32 protein-coding genes are annotated in these 16,446 nt (G+C 49.5%); 30 read left to right on the top strand and 2 right to left on the bottom strand.

All coding sequences use genetic code 11. The features are described 5' to 3' along the window. The first annotated feature begins 27 nt into the window (after nucleotides 1-27). The 30 genes from rplC (at nucleotide 28) to HV127_RS04305 (ending at nucleotide 14,511) form a co-directional block, all read left to right on the top strand. Nucleotides 28-657, top strand: a complete 630-nt coding sequence (gene rplC, locus HV127_RS04450) for a 50S ribosomal protein L3 (RefSeq protein ID WP_052284882.1) — start codon at nucleotides 28-30, stop codon at nucleotides 655-657. 10 nt (nucleotides 658-667) lie between these two features. Next, the gene (gene rplD, locus HV127_RS04445) at nucleotides 668-1,273 is read left to right on the top strand and encodes a 50S ribosomal protein L4 (protein ID WP_015960716.1); all 606 of its coding nucleotides are present in this window, start codon (nucleotides 668-670) and stop codon (nucleotides 1,271-1,273) included. Then, nucleotides 1,270-1,572 (top strand): 50S ribosomal protein L23, encoded by a 303-nt coding sequence (gene rplW / locus HV127_RS04440; protein WP_004868363.1) that lies wholly within the window; start codon nucleotides 1,270-1,272, stop codon nucleotides 1,570-1,572. The genes rplD and rplW overlap by 4 nt, the downstream gene beginning before the upstream one ends. Nucleotides 1,573-1,589: 17 nt before the next feature. Then, nucleotides 1,590-2,411 (top strand): 50S ribosomal protein L2, encoded by an 822-nt coding sequence (rplB, locus tag HV127_RS04435; protein ID WP_000301869.1) that lies wholly within the window; start codon nucleotides 1,590-1,592, stop codon nucleotides 2,409-2,411. 16 nt (nucleotides 2,412-2,427) lie between these two features. Beyond that, nucleotides 2,428-2,706, top strand: a complete 279-nt coding sequence (rpsS, locus tag HV127_RS04430; RefSeq protein ID WP_001138115.1) for a 30S ribosomal protein S19 — start codon at nucleotides 2,428-2,430, stop codon at nucleotides 2,704-2,706. Nucleotides 2,707-2,720: 14 nt separating this feature from the next. Continuing rightward, a complete protein-coding gene (rplV, locus tag HV127_RS04425; protein ID WP_000448832.1) occupies nucleotides 2,721-3,053 on the top strand; it encodes a 50S ribosomal protein L22 in 333 nt (110 codons plus the stop codon). A 17-nt stretch (nucleotides 3,054-3,070) separates the two neighbouring features. Next, complete coding sequence (rpsC, locus tag HV127_RS04420) at nucleotides 3,071-3,769, top strand: 30S ribosomal protein S3 (protein ID WP_002919766.1); 699 nt, start codon at nucleotides 3,071-3,073, stop codon at nucleotides 3,767-3,769. A gap of 12 nt (nucleotides 3,770-3,781) precedes the next feature. Then, nucleotides 3,782-4,192, top strand: coding sequence for a 50S ribosomal protein L16 (rplP, locus tag HV127_RS04415; protein ID WP_002919759.1), 411 nt, complete (start codon nucleotides 3,782-3,784; stop codon nucleotides 4,190-4,192). Then, entirely contained in the window at nucleotides 4,192-4,383 is a 192-nt protein-coding gene (rpmC, locus tag HV127_RS04410; RefSeq protein ID WP_002919754.1) for a 50S ribosomal protein L29, read from the top strand. The genes rplP and rpmC overlap by 1 nt, the downstream gene beginning before the upstream one ends. Then, the gene (gene rpsQ / locus HV127_RS04405; RefSeq protein WP_110275019.1) at nucleotides 4,383-4,637 is read left to right on the top strand and encodes a 30S ribosomal protein S17; all 255 of its coding nucleotides are present in this window, start codon (nucleotides 4,383-4,385) and stop codon (nucleotides 4,635-4,637) included. The genes rpmC and rpsQ overlap by 1 nt, the downstream gene beginning before the upstream one ends. Nucleotides 4,638-4,798: 161 nt before the next feature. Then, nucleotides 4,799-5,170 (top strand): 50S ribosomal protein L14, encoded by a 372-nt coding sequence (rplN, locus tag HV127_RS04400; protein ID WP_000613954.1) that lies wholly within the window; start codon nucleotides 4,799-4,801, stop codon nucleotides 5,168-5,170. Between the two features lie 10 nt (nucleotides 5,171-5,180). Next, nucleotides 5,181-5,495, top strand: a complete 315-nt coding sequence (gene rplX / locus HV127_RS04395) for a 50S ribosomal protein L24 (RefSeq protein ID WP_110275021.1) — start codon at nucleotides 5,181-5,183, stop codon at nucleotides 5,493-5,495. A gap of 14 nt (nucleotides 5,496-5,509) precedes the next feature. Continuing rightward, nucleotides 5,510-6,049 carry a 50S ribosomal protein L5 gene (rplE, locus tag HV127_RS04390; protein WP_003031123.1) on the top strand — a complete coding sequence of 180 codons (540 nt, stop codon included), beginning with the start codon at nucleotides 5,510-5,512 and terminating at the stop codon, nucleotides 6,047-6,049. A 14-nt stretch (nucleotides 6,050-6,063) separates the two neighbouring features. After that, on the top strand, nucleotides 6,064-6,369 hold the full coding sequence (gene rpsN / locus HV127_RS04385; protein WP_002919667.1) for a 30S ribosomal protein S14: 306 nt from the start codon (nucleotides 6,064-6,066) through the stop codon (nucleotides 6,367-6,369). A gap of 33 nt (nucleotides 6,370-6,402) precedes the next feature. Beyond that, nucleotides 6,403-6,795, top strand: coding sequence for a 30S ribosomal protein S8 (gene rpsH / locus HV127_RS04380; protein ID WP_004106343.1), 393 nt, complete (start codon nucleotides 6,403-6,405; stop codon nucleotides 6,793-6,795). Nucleotides 6,796-6,807: 12 nt separating this feature from the next. Beyond that, entirely contained in the window at nucleotides 6,808-7,341 is a 534-nt protein-coding gene (gene rplF, locus HV127_RS04375; protein ID WP_110275023.1) for a 50S ribosomal protein L6, read from the top strand. 9 nt (nucleotides 7,342-7,350) lie between these two features. Beyond that, complete coding sequence (gene rplR / locus HV127_RS04370; RefSeq protein ID WP_000358960.1) at nucleotides 7,351-7,704, top strand: 50S ribosomal protein L18; 354 nt, start codon at nucleotides 7,351-7,353, stop codon at nucleotides 7,702-7,704. Between the two features lie 14 nt (nucleotides 7,705-7,718). Then, nucleotides 7,719-8,222 (top strand): 30S ribosomal protein S5, encoded by a 504-nt coding sequence (rpsE, locus tag HV127_RS04365; protein ID WP_004106339.1) that lies wholly within the window; start codon nucleotides 7,719-7,721, stop codon nucleotides 8,220-8,222. Nucleotides 8,223-8,225: 3 nt separating this feature from the next. Next, entirely contained in the window at nucleotides 8,226-8,405 is a 180-nt protein-coding gene (gene rpmD / locus HV127_RS04360) for a 50S ribosomal protein L30 (RefSeq protein WP_001140434.1), read from the top strand. A gap of 3 nt (nucleotides 8,406-8,408) precedes the next feature. Beyond that, on the top strand, nucleotides 8,409-8,843 hold the full coding sequence (gene rplO / locus HV127_RS04355) for a 50S ribosomal protein L15 (protein WP_110275025.1): 435 nt from the start codon (nucleotides 8,409-8,411) through the stop codon (nucleotides 8,841-8,843). A 7-nt stretch (nucleotides 8,844-8,850) separates the two neighbouring features. Beyond that, entirely contained in the window at nucleotides 8,851-10,182 is a 1,332-nt protein-coding gene (gene secY / locus HV127_RS04350; RefSeq protein WP_110275027.1) for a preprotein translocase subunit SecY, read from the top strand. A 31-nt stretch (nucleotides 10,183-10,213) separates the two neighbouring features. Continuing rightward, nucleotides 10,214-10,330 carry a 50S ribosomal protein L36 gene (rpmJ, locus tag HV127_RS04345; RefSeq protein ID WP_000868187.1) on the top strand — a complete coding sequence of 39 codons (117 nt, stop codon included), beginning with the start codon at nucleotides 10,214-10,216 and terminating at the stop codon, nucleotides 10,328-10,330. A 146-nt stretch (nucleotides 10,331-10,476) separates the two neighbouring features. Continuing rightward, a complete protein-coding gene (rpsM, locus tag HV127_RS04340; RefSeq protein ID WP_004106333.1) occupies nucleotides 10,477-10,833 on the top strand; it encodes a 30S ribosomal protein S13 in 357 nt (118 codons plus the stop codon). A gap of 16 nt (nucleotides 10,834-10,849) precedes the next feature. Continuing rightward, on the top strand, nucleotides 10,850-11,239 hold the full coding sequence (gene rpsK / locus HV127_RS04335) for a 30S ribosomal protein S11 (RefSeq protein WP_004138423.1): 390 nt from the start codon (nucleotides 10,850-10,852) through the stop codon (nucleotides 11,237-11,239). A 33-nt stretch (nucleotides 11,240-11,272) separates the two neighbouring features. Then, nucleotides 11,273-11,893: a 30S ribosomal protein S4 gene (gene rpsD / locus HV127_RS04330; protein WP_004125897.1), complete on the top strand. Its 621-nt coding sequence runs from the start codon at nucleotides 11,273-11,275 to the stop codon at nucleotides 11,891-11,893. A gap of 25 nt (nucleotides 11,894-11,918) precedes the next feature. Beyond that, nucleotides 11,919-12,908: a DNA-directed RNA polymerase subunit alpha gene (gene rpoA / locus HV127_RS04325; RefSeq protein WP_002919219.1), complete on the top strand. Its 990-nt coding sequence runs from the start codon at nucleotides 11,919-11,921 to the stop codon at nucleotides 12,906-12,908. A gap of 40 nt (nucleotides 12,909-12,948) precedes the next feature. Then, nucleotides 12,949-13,335: a 50S ribosomal protein L17 gene (rplQ, locus tag HV127_RS04320; protein WP_001216372.1), complete on the top strand. Its 387-nt coding sequence runs from the start codon at nucleotides 12,949-12,951 to the stop codon at nucleotides 13,333-13,335. Between the two features lie 107 nt (nucleotides 13,336-13,442). Beyond that, nucleotides 13,443-13,814: a DUF1992 domain-containing protein gene (locus HV127_RS04315; RefSeq protein WP_182235106.1), complete on the top strand. Its 372-nt coding sequence runs from the start codon at nucleotides 13,443-13,445 to the stop codon at nucleotides 13,812-13,814. Then, nucleotides 13,814-14,239: a Zn(2+)-responsive transcriptional regulator gene (gene zntR / locus HV127_RS04310; protein WP_112217271.1), complete on the top strand. Its 426-nt coding sequence runs from the start codon at nucleotides 13,814-13,816 to the stop codon at nucleotides 14,237-14,239. Before HV127_RS04315 ends, zntR begins: the two co-directional genes overlap by 1 nt. Nucleotides 14,240-14,295: 56 nt before the next feature. After that, a complete protein-coding gene (locus tag HV127_RS04305) occupies nucleotides 14,296-14,511 on the top strand; it encodes an alternative ribosome-rescue factor A (RefSeq protein WP_110275035.1) in 216 nt (71 codons plus the stop codon). Here HV127_RS04305 and mscL read toward each other — a convergent pair whose 3' ends face one another. Both mscL and trkA read right to left on the bottom strand, forming a co-directional pair. Next, nucleotides 14,512-14,925: a large-conductance mechanosensitive channel protein MscL gene (gene mscL / locus HV127_RS04300; protein ID WP_182235105.1), complete on the bottom strand. Its 414-nt coding sequence runs from the start codon at nucleotides 14,923-14,925 to the stop codon at nucleotides 14,512-14,514. Between the two features lie 140 nt (nucleotides 14,926-15,065). Next, nucleotides 15,066-16,442, bottom strand: coding sequence for a Trk system potassium transporter TrkA (trkA, locus tag HV127_RS04295; RefSeq protein ID WP_182235104.1), 1,377 nt, complete (start codon nucleotides 16,440-16,442; stop codon nucleotides 15,066-15,068). Between the last annotated feature and the right edge of the window lie 4 nt (nucleotides 16,443-16,446).

Genomic DNA, 16,446 nt, shown 5'->3' with positions numbered 1-16,446 from the left:
TCATCGAGCGATTGAGAGGTTGATACAATGATTGGTTTAGTCGGTAAAAAAGTGGGCATGACCCGCATCTTCACTGAAGATGGCGTATCTATCCCAGTAACCGTTATCGAAGTTGAAGCAAACCGCGTTACTCAGATCAAAGATCTGGCTAATGATGGCTATCGCGCTGTTCAGGTTACCACTGGTGCTAAAAAAGCTAACCGTGTAACCAAGCCGGAAGCTGGTCACTTTGCTAAAGCTGGCGTAGAAGCTGGCCGCGGCCTGTGGGAGTTCCGTCTGGCAGATGGTGAAGAATACACCGTTGGTCAGAACATTAGCGTTGAACTGTTTGCTGACGTTAAAAAAGTTGACGTAACCGGTACCTCTAAAGGTAAAGGTTTCGCTGGTACCGTTAAGCGCTGGAACTTCCGTACCCAGGACGCTACCCACGGTAACTCCTTGTCTCACCGCGTTCCGGGTTCTATCGGTCAGAACCAGACTCCGGGCAAAGTGTTCAAAGGCAAGAAAATGGCAGGTCAGCTGGGCAACGAACGCGTCACTGTTCAGAGCCTGGACGTAGTACGTGTTGACGCTGAGCGCAACCTGCTGCTGGTTAAAGGTGGAGTTCCGGGTGCAACCGGCTGCGACCTGATCGTTAAACCAGCTGTGAAGGCGTAAGGGGATAGCAATGGAATTAGTATTGAAAGACGCGCAGAGCGCGCTGACTGTTTCCGAAACTACCTTCGGTCGTGATTTCAACGAAGCGCTGGTTCACCAGGTTGTTGTTGCTTATGCAGCTGGTGCTCGTCAGGGTACTCGTGCTCAGAAGACTCGTGCTGAAGTAACTGGTTCAGGCAAAAAGCCGTGGCGCCAGAAAGGTACCGGCCGTGCGCGTTCAGGTTCTATCAAGAGCCCGATCTGGCGTTCAGGTGGCGTAACCTTCGCTGCACGTCCGCAGGACCACAGTCAAAAAGTTAACAAAAAGATGTACCGCGGCGCGCTGAAAAGCATTCTGTCCGAACTGGTACGTCAGGATCGTCTGATCGTTGTCGAGACGTTCTCTGTAGAAGCGCCTAAAACTAAGCTGCTGGCACAGAAACTGAAAGACATGGCTCTGGAAGATGTGCTGATCATCACCGGTGAGCTGGACGAAAACCTGTTCCTGGCTGCGCGCAACCTGCACAAGGTTGACGTACGCGATGCAACTGGTATTGACCCGGTTAGCCTGATCGCCTTCGACAAAGTCGTAATGACTGCTGATGCTGTTAAGCAAGTTGAGGAGATGCTGGCATGATTCGTGAAGAACGTTTACTGAAGGTGCTGCGTGCACCGCACGTTTCTGAAAAAGCGTCTGCTGCGATGGAAAAAACCAATACCATCGTTCTCAAAGTTGCTAAAGACGCGACTAAAGCAGAAATCAAAGCTGCTGTGCAGAAACTGTTTGAAGTCGAAGTCGAAGTCGTTAACACCCTGGTAGTTAAAGGGAAAGTTAAACGTCACGGACAGCGTATCGGTCGTCGTAGCGACTGGAAAAAAGCTTACGTCACCCTGAAGGAAGGCCAGAATCTGGACTTCGTTGGCGGCGCTGAGTAAGTCGGAGGAGTAATACAATGGCAGTTGTTAAATGTAAACCGACATCTCCGGGTCGTCGCCACGTCGTTAAAGTGGTCAACCCAGAGCTGCACAAGGGCAAACCTTTTGCTCCGCTGGTTGAAAAAAACAGCAAATCCGGTGGTCGTAACAACAATGGCCGCATCACCACTCGTCATATTGGTGGTGGTCACAAGCAGGCTTACCGTATTGTTGACTTCAAACGCAACAAAGACGGTATCCCGGCAGTTGTTGAACGTCTTGAGTACGATCCGAACCGTTCCGCGAACATCGCGCTGGTTCTGTACAAAGACGGTGAACGCCGTTACATCCTGGCCCCTAAAGGCCTGAAGGCTGGCGACCAGATTCAGTCTGGCGTTGATGCTGCAATCAAAGCAGGTAACACCCTGCCGATGCGCAATATCCCGGTTGGTTCTACCGTTCATAACGTAGAAATGAAACCAGGTAAAGGCGGTCAGCTGGCACGTTCCGCTGGTACTTACGTTCAGATCGTTGCTCGCGATGGTGCTTATGTCACCCTGCGTCTGCGTTCTGGTGAAATGCGTAAAGTCGAAGCAGACTGCCGCGCTACTCTGGGCGAAGTTGGCAATGCTGAGCATATGCTGCGCGTTCTGGGTAAAGCAGGTGCTGCACGCTGGCGTGGTGTTCGTCCTACCGTTCGCGGTACTGCGATGAACCCAGTCGACCACCCACATGGTGGTGGTGAAGGTCGTAACTTTGGTAAGCACCCGGTAACTCCGTGGGGCGTTCAGACCAAAGGTAAGAAGACCCGCAGCAACAAGCGTACTGATAAATTCATCGTACGTCGCCGTAGCAAATAATTTTAGAGGATAAGCCATGCCACGTTCTCTCAAGAAAGGTCCTTTTATTGACCTGCACTTGCTGAAGAAGGTAGAGAAAGCGGTGGAAAGCGGAGACAAGAAGCCCCTGCGCACTTGGTCCCGTCGTTCAACGATCTTTCCTAACATGATCGGTTTGACCATCGCTGTCCATAATGGTCGTCAGCACGTTCCAGTTTTTGTTTCCGACGAAATGGTTGGTCACAAACTGGGTGAATTCGCACCGACTCGTACTTATCGCGGCCACGCTGCTGATAAAAAAGCGAAGAAAAAATAAGGTAGGAGGAAGAGATGGAAACTTTAGCTCAACATCGCCATGCTCGTTCTTCTGCTCAGAAGGTTCGCCTTGTTGCTGACCTGATTCGCGGTAAGAAAGTGTCGCAGGCCCTGGATATTCTGACCTACACCAATAAGAAAGCGGCTGTACTGGTCAAGAAGGTACTGGAATCTGCCATTGCTAACGCTGAACACAACGATGGCGCTGACATTGACGATCTGAAAGTTACGAAAATTTTCGTAGACGAAGGCCCGAGCATGAAGCGCATTATGCCGCGTGCTAAAGGTCGTGCAGATCGCATCCTGAAGCGCACCAGCCACATTACTGTGGTTGTGTCCGATCGCTGAGACTCTGGAGACTAGCAATGGGTCAGAAAGTACATCCTAATGGTATTCGCCTGGGTATTGTCAAACCATGGAACTCTACCTGGTTCGCGAACACCAAAGAATTCGCTGACAACCTGGACAGCGATTTTAAAGTACGTCAGTTCTTAACTAAAGAACTGGCTAAAGCGTCCGTATCTCGCATCGTTATCGAGCGTCCGGCTAAGAGCATTCGTGTAACTATTCACACTGCTCGCCCGGGTATCGTTATCGGTAAGAAAGGCGAAGACGTAGAAAAACTGCGCAAGGTCGTAGCGGATATCGCTGGCGTTCCTGCACAGATCAATATTGCCGAAGTTCGTAAGCCTGAACTGGACGCTAAATTGGTTGCTGACAGCATCACTTCTCAGCTGGAACGTCGCGTTATGTTCCGTCGTGCTATGAAGCGTGCTGTACAGAACGCAATGCGTCTTGGCGCTAAAGGTATTAAAGTTGAAGTTAGCGGCCGTCTGGGCGGCGCGGAAATCGCACGTACCGAATGGTACCGCGAAGGTCGCGTACCGCTGCACACTCTGCGTGCTGACATCGACTACAACACCTCTGAAGCGCACACCACTTACGGTGTAATCGGCGTTAAGGTATGGATCTTCAAAGGTGAGATCCTGGGTGGTATGGCTGCTGTTGAACAACCGGAACCGGCTGCTCAACCTAAAAAGCAGCAGCGTAAAGGCCGTAAATAAGGAGCGTCGCTGATGTTACAACCAAAGCGTACAAAATTCCGTAAAGTGCACAAAGGCCGCAACCGTGGTCTGGCGCAGGGTACGGATGTTAGCTTCGGCACTTTCGGTCTGAAAGCTGTTGGCCGTGGTCGTCTGACTGCACGTCAGATCGAAGCAGCACGTCGTGCTATGACCCGTGCAGTTAAGCGTCAAGGTAAGATCTGGATCCGTGTATTCCCGGACAAACCGATCACTGAGAAGCCGCTGGAAGTTCGTATGGGTAAAGGTAAAGGTAACGTGGAGTATTGGGTTGCCTTGATTCAGCCGGGCAAAGTCCTGTATGAAATGGACGGAGTACCGGAAGAGCTGGCCCGTGAAGCATTCGGCCTGGCAGCAGCGAAACTGCCGATCAAAACCACCTTTGTAACTAAGACGGTGATGTAATGAAAGCAAAAGAGCTGCGTGAAAAAAGCGTTGAAGAGCTGAACGCTGAGCTGCTGAACCTACTGCGTGAGCAGTTCAACCTGCGTATGCAGGCTGCAAGTGGCCAGCTGCAACAGACTCATCTGCTGAAGCAAGTGCGTCGTGATGTTGCACGTGTTAAGACTTTACTGACTCAGAAGGCGGGTGCGTAATGACCGATAAAATCCGTACTCTGCAAGGTCGTGTGGTTAGTGACAAAATGGAGAAATCCATTGTTGTTGCTATCGAACGTATGGTGAAACACCCGGTATACGGTAAATTCATCAAGCGTACGACCAAACTGCACGTACATGACGAGAACAACGAATGCGGTATCGGCGACAAAGTTGAAATCGCTGAGTGCCGTCCGCTGTCCAAGACTAAGTCCTGGACGCTGGTTCGCGTTGTAGAGAAAGCGGTTCTGTAATACAGTACGCATTCTCAACGAATAAACGGCTCAGCAATGAGCCGTTTATTTTTTCTACCCATATTTGATTTGCGGTGTTATAATGCCGCGCCCTCGATATGGGGCTTTTTAACGACCCTCTTTTGGGTCTCAGTAGTAGTTGACATTAGCGGAGCACTAAAATGATCCAAGAACAGACTATGCTGAACGTCGCCGACAACTCCGGTGCACGTCGCGTAATGTGTATCAAGGTTCTGGGTGGCTCGCACCGTCGCTACGCAGGCGTAGGCGACATCATCAAGATCACCATCAAGGAAGCGATTCCGCGTGGTAAGGTCAAGAAAGGTGATGTGCTGAAGGCGGTAGTGGTGCGCACCAAGAAGGGTGTTCGTCGCCCGGACGGTTCTGTCATTCGCTTCGATGGTAATGCATGCGTTATTTTAAACAATAACAGCGAGCAACCTATCGGTACGCGTATTTTTGGGCCGGTAACTCGTGAGCTTCGTAACGAGAAGTTCATGAAAATTATCTCTCTGGCACCAGAAGTACTCTAAGGAGCGAATCATGGCAGCGAAAATCCGTCGTGATGACGAAGTTATCGTGTTAACCGGTAAAGATAAAGGTAAACGCGGTAAAGTAAAAAATGTCCTGTCTTCCGGCAAGGTCATTGTTGAAGGTATCAACCTGGTTAAGAAACATCAGAAGCCGGTTCCGGCCCTGAACCAACCAGGCGGCATTGTAGAGAAAGAAGCAGCTATTCAGATCTCTAACCTTGCTATCTTCAACGCGGCAACCGGCAAGGCTGACCGTGTAGGCTTTAGATTTGAAGAGGGCAAAAAAGTCCGTTTCTTTAAATCTAATAGCGAAACTATCAAGTAATTTGGAGTAGTACGATGGCGAAACTGCATGATTACTACAAAGACGAAGTAGTCGCTAAACTCATGACTGAGTTTAACTACAATTCTGTCATGCAAGTCCCTCGGGTCGAGAAGATCACCCTGAACATGGGTGTTGGTGAAGCGATCGCTGACAAGAAACTGCTGGATAACGCAGCAGCTGATCTGACAGCAATCTCCGGTCAAAAACCGTTAATCACCAAAGCACGCAAATCAGTTGCAGGCTTCAAAATCCGTCAGGGCTATCCGATCGGCTGTAAAGTAACTCTGCGTGGCGAGCGCATGTGGGAGTTCTTTGAGCGCCTGATCACTATTGCTGTACCGCGTATCCGTGACTTCCGTGGCTTGTCCGCTAAGTCTTTTGACGGTCGTGGTAACTACAGCATGGGTGTCCGTGAGCAGATCATCTTCCCAGAAATCGACTACGATAAAGTCGACCGCGTTCGTGGTTTGGATATTACCATTACCACTACTGCGAAATCTGATGAAGAAGGCCGCGCTCTGCTGGCTGCCTTTGACTTCCCGTTCCGCAAGTAAGGTAGGGTTACTTAATGGCTAAGCAATCAATGAAAGCACGCGAAGTAAAGCGCGTGGCTTTAGCTGATAAATTCTTCGCTAAACGCGCTGAACTGAAAGCTATCATCTCTGATGTGAACGCAACCGACGAAGATCGTTGGAATGCGGTTCTCAAGCTGCAGACTCTGCCGCGTGATTCCAGCCCGTCTCGTCAGCGTAATCGCTGCCGTCAAACAGGTCGTCCGCATGGTTTCCTGCGGAAGTTCGGGTTGAGCCGTATTAAGGTCCGTGAAGCCGCCATGCGCGGTGAAATCCCGGGTCTGAAAAAGGCTAGCTGGTAATTGTCACCAATTGAATCACGGGAGTAAAGACAGATGAGCATGCAAGATCCGATCGCGGATATGCTGACCCGTATCCGTAACGGTCAGGCCGCGAATAAAGCTGCGGTCACCATGCCTTCCTCCAAGCTGAAAGTGGCAATTGCCAACGTGCTGAAGGAAGAAGGCTTTATTGAAGATTTTAAAGTTGAAGGCGACATCAAGCCGGAACTGGAACTGACTCTTAAGTATTTCCAGGGTAAAGCTGTTGTAGAAAGCATTCAGCGTGTCAGCCGCCCAGGTCTGCGCATCTATAAACGTAAAGATGAGCTGCCGAAAGTTATGGCGGGTCTGGGTATCGCGGTTATTTCTACCTCTAAAGGTGTTATGACTGATCGTGCAGCGCGCCAGGCTGGTCTTGGTGGCGAAATTATCTGCTACGTAGCCTAATCGGAGGAAAAAATGTCTCGTGTTGCTAAAGCACCGGTCGTTGTTCCTGCCGGCGTTGATGTAAAAATCAACGGTCAGGTTATTACGATCAAAGGTAAGAATGGCGAGCTGACTCGTACTATCAACGATGCTGTTGAAGTTAAACATGCAGATAATGCACTGACCTTCGGTCCGCGTGATGGTTACGCTGACGGATGGGCTCAGGCGGGTACCGCGCGTGCCCTGCTTAACTCAGTAGTTATCGGTGTTACCGAAGGCTTCACTAAAAAGCTTCAGCTGGTTGGTGTAGGTTATCGTGCAGCGGTCAAAGGGGATGTAGTAAACCTGGCTTTAGGTTTTTCTCATCCTGTTGAGCATAAGCTGCCGGCCGGTATCACTGCAGAATGTCCGACTCAAACTGAAATCGTGCTGAAAGGCGCTGATAAGCAGGTGATCGGCCAGGTTGCAGCAGATCTGCGCGCCTACCGTCGTCCTGAGCCTTATAAAGGCAAGGGTGTTCGTTACGCCGACGAAGTCGTGCGTACCAAAGAGGCTAAGAAGAAGTAAGGTAACACTATGGATAAGAAATCTGCTCGTATCCGTCGTGCGACCCGCGCACGCCGCAAGCTCCAGGAGCTGGGTGCAACTCGCCTGGTGGTACATCGTACCCCGCGTCATATTTACGCACAGGTAATTGCACCGAATGGTTCTGAAGTTCTGGTAGCTGCTTCTACTGTAGAAAAAGCTATCGCTGAACAATTGAAGTACACCGGTAACAAAGACGCGGCCGCAGCTGTGGGTAAAGCTGTTGCTGAACGCGCTCTGGAAAAAGGCATCAAAGATGTTTCCTTTGACCGTTCCGGGTTCCAATATCATGGTCGTGTCCAGGCACTGGCAGATGCTGCCCGTGAAGCTGGCCTTCAGTTCTAAGGTAGAGGTGTAAGATGGCTCACATCGAAAAACAAGCTGGCGAACTGCAGGAAAAGCTGATCGCGGTTAACCGCGTATCTAAAACCGTTAAAGGTGGTCGTATTTTCTCCTTCACAGCTCTGACTGTAGTTGGTGACGGTAACGGTCGCGTAGGTTTTGGTTACGGTAAAGCGCGTGAAGTTCCAGCAGCGATCCAGAAAGCGATGGAAAAAGCCCGTCGCAATATGATTAACGTCGCGCTGAACCACGGCACCCTGCAACACCCGGTTAAAGGTGTTCACACGGGTTCTCGTGTATTCATGCAGCCAGCTTCCGAAGGTACCGGTATTATCGCCGGTGGTGCAATGCGCGCCGTTCTGGAAGTTGCTGGAGTTCATAACGTTCTGGCTAAAGCATATGGTTCTACTAACCCGATCAACGTGGTTCGTGCAACTATTGATGGCCTGGAAAATATGAATTCTCCAGAAATGGTCGCTGCCAAGCGTGGTAAATCCGTTGAAGAAATTCTGGGGAAATAAACCATGGCAAAGACTATTAAAATTACTCAAACCCGCAGTGCAATCGGTCGTCTGCCGAAACACAAGGCAACGCTGCTTGGCCTGGGTCTGCGTCGTATTGGTCACACCGTAGAGCGCGAGGATACTCCTGCTGTTCGTGGTATGGTCAACGCGGTTTCCTTCATGGTTAAAGTTGAGGAGTAAGAGATGCGTTTAAATACTCTGTCTCCGGCCGAAGGCTCCAAAAAGGCGGGTAAACGCCTGGGTCGTGGTATCGGTTCTGGCCTCGGTAAAACCGGTGGTCGTGGTCACAAAGGTCAGAACTCTCGTTCTGGCGGTGGCGTACGTCGCGGTTTCGAAGGTGGTCAGATGCCTCTGTACCGTCGTCTGCCGAAATTTGGCTTCACTTCTCGTAAAGCAATGATCACTGCAGAAGTTCGTCTGTCTGATCTGGCTCATGTAGAAGGCGATGTAGTCGACCTGAACACGCTGAAAGCGGCTAACATTATCGGTATCCAGATTGAGTTCGCGAAAGTGATCCTGTCTGGTGAGGTATCTCGTCCGGTAACTGTTCGTGGCCTGCGCGTGACTAAAGGTGCTCGTGCTGCTATCGAAGCTGCTGGCGGTAAAATTGAGGAATAAGTAGCAGATGGCTAAGCAACCGGGATTAGATTTTCAAAGTGCCAAAGGTGGGATTGGCGAGCTGAAACGCAGACTTTTGTTTGTAATCGGTGCGTTGATTGTGTTCCGTATTGGCTCTTTTATTCCGATCCCTGGTATTGATGCCACTGTACTTGCCAAACTGCTTGAGCAACAGCGAGGCACCATCATTGAAATGTTCAACATGTTCTCTGGTGGTGCTCTCAGCCGTGCTTCTATCTTTGCCCTGGGTATCATGCCGTATATTTCGGCATCGATCATCGTCCAGCTGTTAACGGTTGTTTATCAGCCGTTGGCGGAGCTTAAGAAAGAAGGGGAGTCTGGTCGTCGTAAGATCAGCCAGTACACCCGCTACGGAACTCTGGTGCTGGCGATATTCCAGTCGATTGGTATTGCTACTGGTCTACCGAATATGCCTGGTATGCAGGGCCTGGTCATTAATCCAGGTTTTGCGTTCTATTTCACCGCTGTTGTAAGTCTGGTTTCAGGAACGATGTTCCTGATGTGGCTAGGCGAACAGATTACTGAGCGTGGTATCGGTAACGGTATTTCGATCATTATCTTCGCTGGTATTGTTGCGGGACTCCCGCCGGCCATCGCCCATACTATCGAGCAAGCGCGTCAAGGCGACCTGCACTTCCTCCTGTTGCTGTTGGTTGCAGTATTAGTATTTGCAGTGACCTTCTTTGTTGTCTTTGTAGAACGTGGTCAACGCCGTATTGTGGTTAACTACGCGAAACGTCAACAGGGTCGTCGTGTCTATGCTGCACAGAGCACACATTTACCGCTGAAAGTGAATATGGCAGGGGTAATCCCGGCAATCTTCGCTTCCAGTATTATTCTGTTCCCGGCTACCATCACGTCATGGTTCGGGGGCGGGACTGGTTGGAACTGGCTGACAACAATTTCGCTGTATTTGCAGCCTGGGCAACCGCTTTATGTGTTACTCTATGCGTCTGCAATCATATTCTTCTGTTTCTTCTACACGGCGTTGGTTTTCAACCCGCGTGAAACAGCAGATAACCTGAAGAAGTCCGGTGCATTTGTACCAGGAATTCGTCCGGGAGAGCAAACGGCGAAGTATATCGATAAAGTAATGACCCGCCTGACTTTGGTTGGTGCGCTCTACATTACCTTTATCTGCCTGATCCCGGAGTTCATGCGTGATGCAATGAAAGTACCGTTCTACTTCGGTGGGACCTCACTGCTTATCGTTGTCGTTGTGATTATGGACTTTATGGCTCAAGTGCAAACTCTGATGATGTCAAGTCAGTATGAGTCTGCATTGAAGAAGGCGAACCTGAAAGGCTACGGCCGCTAACAGGGCGCCCGAGAAGTTACGGAGAGTAAAAATGAAAGTTCGTGCTTCCGTCAAGAAATTATGCCGTAACTGCAAAATCGTTAAGCGTGATGGCGTCATCCGCGTGATTTGCAGTGCCGAGCCGAAGCATAAACAGCGCCAAGGCTGATTTATTCGCATATTTTTCTTGCAAAGTTGGGTTGAGCTGGCTAGATTAGCCAGCCAATCTTTTGTATGTCTGTACGTTTCCATTTGAGTATCCTGAAAACGGGCTTTTCAGCATGGTGCGTACATATTAAATAGTAGGAGTGCATAGTGGCCCGTATAGCAGGCATTAACATTCCTGATCACAAACATACCGTCATTGCATTAACTGCAATTTTCGGTATCGGCAAGACCCGCTCTAAAGCCATCTGTGCTGACACGGGTATCGCTGAAAATGTTAAGATCAGTGAACTGTCTGAAGAACAAATTGAATCCCTGCGTGAAGCAGTAGGTAAATTTGTCGTTGAAGGTGATCTGCGCCGTGAAATCACCCTGAGCATCAAGCGTCTTATGGACCTTGGTTGCTATCGTGGTTTACGCCATCGTCGTGGTCTTCCGGTTCGCGGTCAGCGTACTAAGACCAACGCACGTACCCGCAAGGGTCCGCGTAAACCGATCAAGAAATAGTCGGGGTGATTGAATAATGGCAAAGGCACCAGTTCGTGCACGTAAGCGTGTAAGAAAACAAGTCTCTGATGGCGTGGCTCATGTCCATGCTTCTTTTAACAACACCATCGTTACCATTACTGATCGTCAGGGTAACGCGCTGGGTTGGGCAACAGCCGGTGGTTCCGGTTTCCGTGGTTCTCGCAAATCCACTCCGTTTGCAGCTCAGGTTGCAGCAGAGCGTTGCGCTGAAGCCGTAAAAGAATACGGTATCAAGAATCTGGAAGTTATGGTTAAAGGTCCGGGTCCAGGTCGCGAATCTACTATTCGTGCACTGAACGCCGCTGGTTTTCGCATCACGAACATTACTGATGTGACTCCGATCCCTCATAACGGTTGTCGTCCGCCGAAAAAACGTCGCGTATAACGCGTTCGTTTCTAGGATTGTTGGAGAAAGAAAATGGCAAGATATTTGGGTCCTAAGCTCAAGCTGAGCCGTCGTGAGGGCACTGACTTATTCCTTAAGTCTGGCGTTCGCGCGATCGATACCAAGTGTAAAATTGAACAAGCTCCTGGCCAGCATGGTGCGCGTAAACCGCGTCTGTCTGACTATGGTGTGCAGTTGCGTGAAAAGCAAAAAGTTCGCCGTATGTACGGTGTGCTGGAGCGTCAGTTCCGTAACTATTATAAAGAAGCAGCACGTCTGAAAGGCAACACTGGTGAAAACCTGTTGACTCTGCTGGAAGGTCGTCTGGACAACGTTGTATACCGTATGGGCTTCGGCGCGACTCGTGCTGAATCACGTCAGCTGGTTAGCCACAAAGCTATCATGGTTAACGGTCGTGTTGTTAACATCGCTTCTTATCAGGTTAAAGCGAATGACGTTGTCAGCATTCGTGAGAAAGCGAAAAAGCAATCTCGCGTGAAAGCCGCTCTGGAGCTGGCTGAGCAGCGTGAAAAGCCAACCTGGCTGGAAGTTGATGCTGGCAAGATGGAAGGTACGTTCAAGCGTCAGCCAGAACGTTCTGATCTGTCTGCGGACATTAACGAACACCTGATCGTCGAGCTTTACTCCAAGTAAAGCTTAGTACCAAAGAGAGGACACAATGCAGGGTTCTGTGACAGAGTTTCTAAAACCGCGCCTGGTCGATATCGAGCAAGTGAGTTCGACGCACGCCAAGGTGACCCTTGAGCCTTTAGAGCGTGGCTTTGGCCATACTCTGGGTAACGCACTGCGCCGTATTCTGCTCTCATCGATGCCGGGTTGCGCGGTGACCGAGGTTGAGATTGATGGTGTACTTCATGAGTACAGCACCAAAGAAGGCGTTCAGGAAGATATCCTTGAAATCCTGCTCAACCTGAAAGGGCTGGCGGTGAGAGTTCAGGGTAAAGATGAAGTCATCCTTACTTTGAATAAATCTGGCATTGGCCCTGTGACCGCAGCCGACATTACCCATGACGGTGATGTCGAAATCGTCAAGCCGCAACATGTGATCTGCCACCTGACCGATGAGAACGCTGCTATTAGCATGCGTATCAAAGTTCAGCGCGGTCGCGGTTATGTGCCGGCTTCTGCCCGAATTCATTCGGAAGAAGATGAGCGCCCAATCGGCCGTCTGTTGGTCGACGCATGCTACAGCCCAGTAGAGCGTATTGCCTACAATGTTGAAGCAGCGCGTGTAGAACAGCGTACCGACCTGGACAAGCTGGTCATCGAAATGGAAACCAACGGTACAATCGATCCTGAAGAGGCGATTCGTCGTGCGGCAACCATCCTGGCAGAACAACTGGAAGCTTTTGTTGACTTACGTGATGTACGTCAGCCAGAAGTGAAAGAAGAGAAACCAGAATTCGATCCGATCCTGCTGCGCCCTGTTGACGATCTCGAATTGACTGTCCGCTCTGCTAACTGCCTTAAGGCAGAAGCTATCCACTATATCGGTGATCTGGTACAGCGTACCGAGGTTGAGTTGCTGAAAACGCCGAACCTGGGTAAAAAATCTCTTACTGAGATTAAAGACGTGCTGGCTTCACGTGGTTTGTCTCTGGGCATGCGCCTGGAAAACTGGCCACCGGCAAGCATTGCTGACGAGTAACCGGATCACAGGTTAAGGTTTTACTGAGAAGGATAAGGTCATGCGCCATCGTAAGAGTGGTCGTCAACTGAACCGCAACAGCAGCCATCGCCAGGCTATGTTCCGTAACATGGCTGGTTCGCTGGTTCGTCATGAGATCATCAAGACGACCCTGCCGAAAGCGAAAGAACTGCGTCGCGTAGTTGAGCCGCTGATTACTCTTGCCAAGACTGATAGCGTAGCTAATCGTCGTCTGGCATTCGCCCGTACTCGTGATAACGAGATCGTGGCAAAACTGTTTAACGAGCTGGGCCCGCGTTTCGCGAGCCGCGCCGGTGGTTACACTCGCATTCTGAAGTGTGGCTTCCGTGCAGGCGACAACGCGCCGATGGCATACATCGAGCTGGTTGATCGCTCTGAATCGAAAGCAGAAGCTGCTGCAGAGTAATCTGTGGTAACGTAAAAAAACCCGCCCAGGCGGGTTTTTTTATATCCTCTATCATCCCGCTTCACTACAATATCTGTACTATTTTTGTTCATCCCCGGAGCCGTATCATGTGGTTACTGGATCAGTGGGCAGAGCGCCATATCCTCGATGCTCAAAACAAAGGTGAATTCGATAATCTTCCCGGCTGCGGAGAACCGCTTATGTTGGATGATGATTCACATGTTCCACCAGAGCTACGCGCCAGTTATCGATTGCTTAAAAATGCAGGCTGTTTACCTCCCGAGCTGGAACATAGAAAAGAAGCAATCATGCTAGTTGACTTACTCAGGAACGTTCAGGAAAACGAGCCGTGCTGCGTGGAGTGGAGTCGTCGTCTTGCCCTGGTTGAACTAAAACTACGCCAATCAGGTCTTAATACTGACTTTTTACGTGGCGATTATGCAAGTAAGTTACTGCATAAGATTAATGAGGAGCAATAATGTATCGCATCGGTGAACTGGCAAAATTGGCAGACGTTACTCCCGATACCATTCGCTATTATGAAAAACAGCAGATGATGGAGCATAACGTACGTACTGAAGGAGGATTTCGTCTCTATTCTGACAACGATCTGCAGAGACTCCGTTTTATTCGTTACGCCAGGCAATTGGGTTTCACATTGGAATCGATTCGCGAACTTCTTTCGATCCGAATAGATCCGGAGCATCATACTTGCCAGGAGTCGAAAGGTATCGTTAAGGCTCGTTTAAGGGAAGTTGAATCTCGGATCAAAGAGCTACAAACTATGCGTCGGTCATTGCAGCGGCTTAATGACGCATGCTGTGGGACCGCACACAGTAGTATTTATTGTTCGATCCTTGAGGCGCTTGAGCAAGGAGCCAGTAGCCAAAACGCAGAGCGTTGATTTCTACATCGCGCAGATCTACACTTGCATCGATTTTTTACTAATCAGGAGAGTTTATGAGCCACTATCAACATACTAAAGGGAAAATAAAAGATAACGCCATTGAGGCACTACTTCATGACCCCTTGTTCAGGCAGCGAGTTGAGAAGAATAAGAAAGGAAAAGGAAGTTACCAGCGTAAAGATAAACATATGGGACGTAATGAGCGGGAGGCCAGTGGCAAGAAAGTGGAGCACTTTTTTACCACTGGCCTTTTGCTTTTAATATTCTAATTAAGAACGGTTGTTTTGTTCTTTTAGCAAGTCACGAATTTCACTAAGCAAGACTTCTTCTTTGCTTGGGGCCGGCGGCGCAGCTGGAGTCTCTTCTTTTTTACGGTTTAGTCTATTTATCAGTTTGATTGCCATAAAAATGGCAAATGCAACGATGACAAAATCAAAAACGTTTTGGATGAATACACCATAGTGCATGACGACTGCGGGGATATCCCCCTGTGCATCACGAAGCGTAACCGCAAACTGTTTAAAATCGATCCCGCCAATAAGCAAACCTAGTGGTGGCATGATTATATCGGCGACTAGTGACGATACAATCTTACCGAATGCGGCACCAATGATGACACCGACAGCCAGGTCAACAACATTCCCGCGCATCGCGAATTCGCGAAATTCTTTTAAAAAACTCATTTTATTCTCCTTGGGCCAACCAACACTGATAAGTTTAACAAATGTATTCCTATTTTCCATTGCCAGGGAATAATTGCATAGAAATATTATCCATTGATAAATAAGGGATAAAGGAAAGGCGCCAGCATGACGCCTGAAAACTACAGGAAGAAGGGACTTGGTTGGAAGAGTCTCTCAACATCGGAGATAAATTTTTTGTCAGTCAGGAACATAATGACATGATCGCCTTGCTCAATACGCAGATTGTTATTAGCTATCATGACATCATTACCGCGTACAACGGCGCCAATGATGGTTCCTGGGGGAAGTTTAATCTCATCGATCGCTCGGCCGACTACCCGTGAAGTGCTTTCATCACCATGAGCCACAGCCTCAATGGCTTCTGCAACTCCGCGTCGTAGTGAAGAAACGCCGACAATATCCGCCTTACGAACGTGGCTAAGTAGTGCAGATATTGTTGCCTGCTGTGGTGAGATCGCAATGTCGATCACGCTACCCTGGACAAGATCAACATAGGCGCGACGTTGGATGAGTACCATGACTTTTTTGGCCCCCATACGTTTAGCTAACATCGCAGACATAATATTGGCTTCATCATCATTGGTGACTGCAATGAAGAGATCAACTTGATCAATATGCTCCTCAGTCAGTAATTCCTGATCTGAGGCGTCTCCGTAAAAGACGATGGTATTTTGCAGTTTCTCTGCGAGTTCCGCTGCGCGCTGCTGGTTGCGCTCAATAAGTTTGACGCTGTAATCTTTCTCCAGTCGATGAGCAAGCCCAGCTCCGATGTTTCCTCCGCCGACCAGCATAATGCGCTTGTAGGGTTTCTCCAGGCGCTGAAGTTCGCTCATTACTGCGCGGATATGCTGAGATGCGGCGATGAAAAACACTTCGTCACCAGCTTCAACGATTGTTGACCCTTGCGGCCTGATTGGTCGATCGTGGCGGAAAATAGCTGCTACGCGCGTATCAATATGTGGCATATGTTCGCGCATAGTTGAAAGTGCATTACCGACCAGAGGACCGCCATAATAGGCCTTAACCACAGCCAGGCTGACTTTCCCTTCTGCAAAATTAACAACCTGTAGGGCGCCAGGATACTCAATTAAGCGATATATATTATTAATTACCAACTGTTCTGGTGCAATCAGGTGGTCAATAGGGACAGCTTCTGAGTGAAAGAGTTTATCAGCATCGCGTACATAATCTGGAGAACGGATACGGGCAATACGATTTGGAGTATTAAATAGCGAATAGGCGACCTGGCAGGCTACCATGTTGGTTTCATCTGAGTTGGTGACTGCAACCAGCATGTCTGCATCGTCTGCACCAGCCTCACGTAGTACGCGTGGGTGCGAGCCATGCCCCTGCACTACACGCAGATCGAATTTATCCTGCAAGCTGCGAAGACGGTCGCCATTAGTATCAACTAGTGTAATATCGTTGTTCTCTCCAACAAGATTTTCCGCGAGAGTTCCGCCTACCTGTCCAGCGCCAAGAATAATAATCTTCATCAGC

This window comes from Klebsiella sp. RHBSTW-00215, from assembly GCF_014103785.1.
GTDB lineage: Bacteria > Pseudomonadota > Gammaproteobacteria > Enterobacterales > Enterobacteriaceae > Klebsiella.
Note: the sequence above shows the minus strand (reverse complement) of the source record. Positions and strands in the feature narration are given on the sequence as shown.

Excerpts from the sequence above, each read along its gene's own strand:
- rplC (WP_052284882.1), top strand. The coding sequence starts at position 28 with ATGATTGGTTTAGTCGGTAAAAAAGTGGGCATGACCCGCATCTTCACT.
- rplD (WP_015960716.1), top strand. The coding sequence starts at position 668 with ATGGAATTAGTATTGAAAGACGCGCAGAGCGCGCTGACTGTTTCCGAA.
- rplW (WP_004868363.1), top strand. The coding sequence starts at position 1,270 with ATGATTCGTGAAGAACGTTTACTGAAGGTGCTGCGTGCACCGCACGTT.
- rplB (WP_000301869.1), top strand. The coding sequence starts at position 1,590 with ATGGCAGTTGTTAAATGTAAACCGACATCTCCGGGTCGTCGCCACGTC.
- rpsS (WP_001138115.1), top strand. The coding sequence starts at position 2,428 with ATGCCACGTTCTCTCAAGAAAGGTCCTTTTATTGACCTGCACTTGCTG.
- rplV (WP_000448832.1), top strand. The coding sequence starts at position 2,721 with ATGGAAACTTTAGCTCAACATCGCCATGCTCGTTCTTCTGCTCAGAAG.
- rpsC (WP_002919766.1), top strand. The coding sequence starts at position 3,071 with ATGGGTCAGAAAGTACATCCTAATGGTATTCGCCTGGGTATTGTCAAA.
- rplP (WP_002919759.1), top strand. The coding sequence starts at position 3,782 with ATGTTACAACCAAAGCGTACAAAATTCCGTAAAGTGCACAAAGGCCGC.
- rpmC (WP_002919754.1), top strand. The coding sequence starts at position 4,192 with ATGAAAGCAAAAGAGCTGCGTGAAAAAAGCGTTGAAGAGCTGAACGCT.
- rpsQ (WP_110275019.1), top strand. The coding sequence starts at position 4,383 with ATGACCGATAAAATCCGTACTCTGCAAGGTCGTGTGGTTAGTGACAAA.
- rplN (WP_000613954.1), top strand. The coding sequence starts at position 4,799 with ATGATCCAAGAACAGACTATGCTGAACGTCGCCGACAACTCCGGTGCA.
- rplX (WP_110275021.1), top strand. The coding sequence starts at position 5,181 with ATGGCAGCGAAAATCCGTCGTGATGACGAAGTTATCGTGTTAACCGGT.
- rplE (WP_003031123.1), top strand. The coding sequence starts at position 5,510 with ATGGCGAAACTGCATGATTACTACAAAGACGAAGTAGTCGCTAAACTC.
- rpsN (WP_002919667.1), top strand. The coding sequence starts at position 6,064 with ATGGCTAAGCAATCAATGAAAGCACGCGAAGTAAAGCGCGTGGCTTTA.
- rpsH (WP_004106343.1), top strand. The coding sequence starts at position 6,403 with ATGAGCATGCAAGATCCGATCGCGGATATGCTGACCCGTATCCGTAAC.
- rplF (WP_110275023.1), top strand. The coding sequence starts at position 6,808 with ATGTCTCGTGTTGCTAAAGCACCGGTCGTTGTTCCTGCCGGCGTTGAT.
- rplR (WP_000358960.1), top strand. The coding sequence starts at position 7,351 with ATGGATAAGAAATCTGCTCGTATCCGTCGTGCGACCCGCGCACGCCGC.
- rpsE (WP_004106339.1), top strand. The coding sequence starts at position 7,719 with ATGGCTCACATCGAAAAACAAGCTGGCGAACTGCAGGAAAAGCTGATC.
- rpmD (WP_001140434.1), top strand. The coding sequence starts at position 8,226 with ATGGCAAAGACTATTAAAATTACTCAAACCCGCAGTGCAATCGGTCGT.
- rplO (WP_110275025.1), top strand. The coding sequence starts at position 8,409 with ATGCGTTTAAATACTCTGTCTCCGGCCGAAGGCTCCAAAAAGGCGGGT.
- secY (WP_110275027.1), top strand. The coding sequence starts at position 8,851 with ATGGCTAAGCAACCGGGATTAGATTTTCAAAGTGCCAAAGGTGGGATT.
- rpmJ (WP_000868187.1), top strand. The coding sequence starts at position 10,214 with ATGAAAGTTCGTGCTTCCGTCAAGAAATTATGCCGTAACTGCAAAATC.
- rpsK (WP_004138423.1), top strand. The coding sequence starts at position 10,850 with ATGGCAAAGGCACCAGTTCGTGCACGTAAGCGTGTAAGAAAACAAGTC.
- rpsD (WP_004125897.1), top strand. The coding sequence starts at position 11,273 with ATGGCAAGATATTTGGGTCCTAAGCTCAAGCTGAGCCGTCGTGAGGGC.
- rpoA (WP_002919219.1), top strand. The coding sequence starts at position 11,919 with ATGCAGGGTTCTGTGACAGAGTTTCTAAAACCGCGCCTGGTCGATATC.
- rplQ (WP_001216372.1), top strand. The coding sequence starts at position 12,949 with ATGCGCCATCGTAAGAGTGGTCGTCAACTGAACCGCAACAGCAGCCAT.
- HV127_RS04315 (WP_182235106.1), top strand. The coding sequence starts at position 13,443 with ATGTGGTTACTGGATCAGTGGGCAGAGCGCCATATCCTCGATGCTCAA.
- zntR (WP_112217271.1), top strand. The coding sequence starts at position 13,814 with ATGTATCGCATCGGTGAACTGGCAAAATTGGCAGACGTTACTCCCGAT.
- HV127_RS04305 (WP_110275035.1), top strand. The coding sequence starts at position 14,296 with ATGAGCCACTATCAACATACTAAAGGGAAAATAAAAGATAACGCCATT.
- mscL (WP_182235105.1), bottom strand. The coding sequence starts at position 14,925 with ATGAGTTTTTTAAAAGAATTTCGCGAATTCGCGATGCGCGGGAATGTT.
- trkA (WP_182235104.1), bottom strand. The coding sequence starts at position 16,442 with ATGAAGATTATTATTCTTGGCGCTGGACAGGTAGGCGGAACTCTCGCG.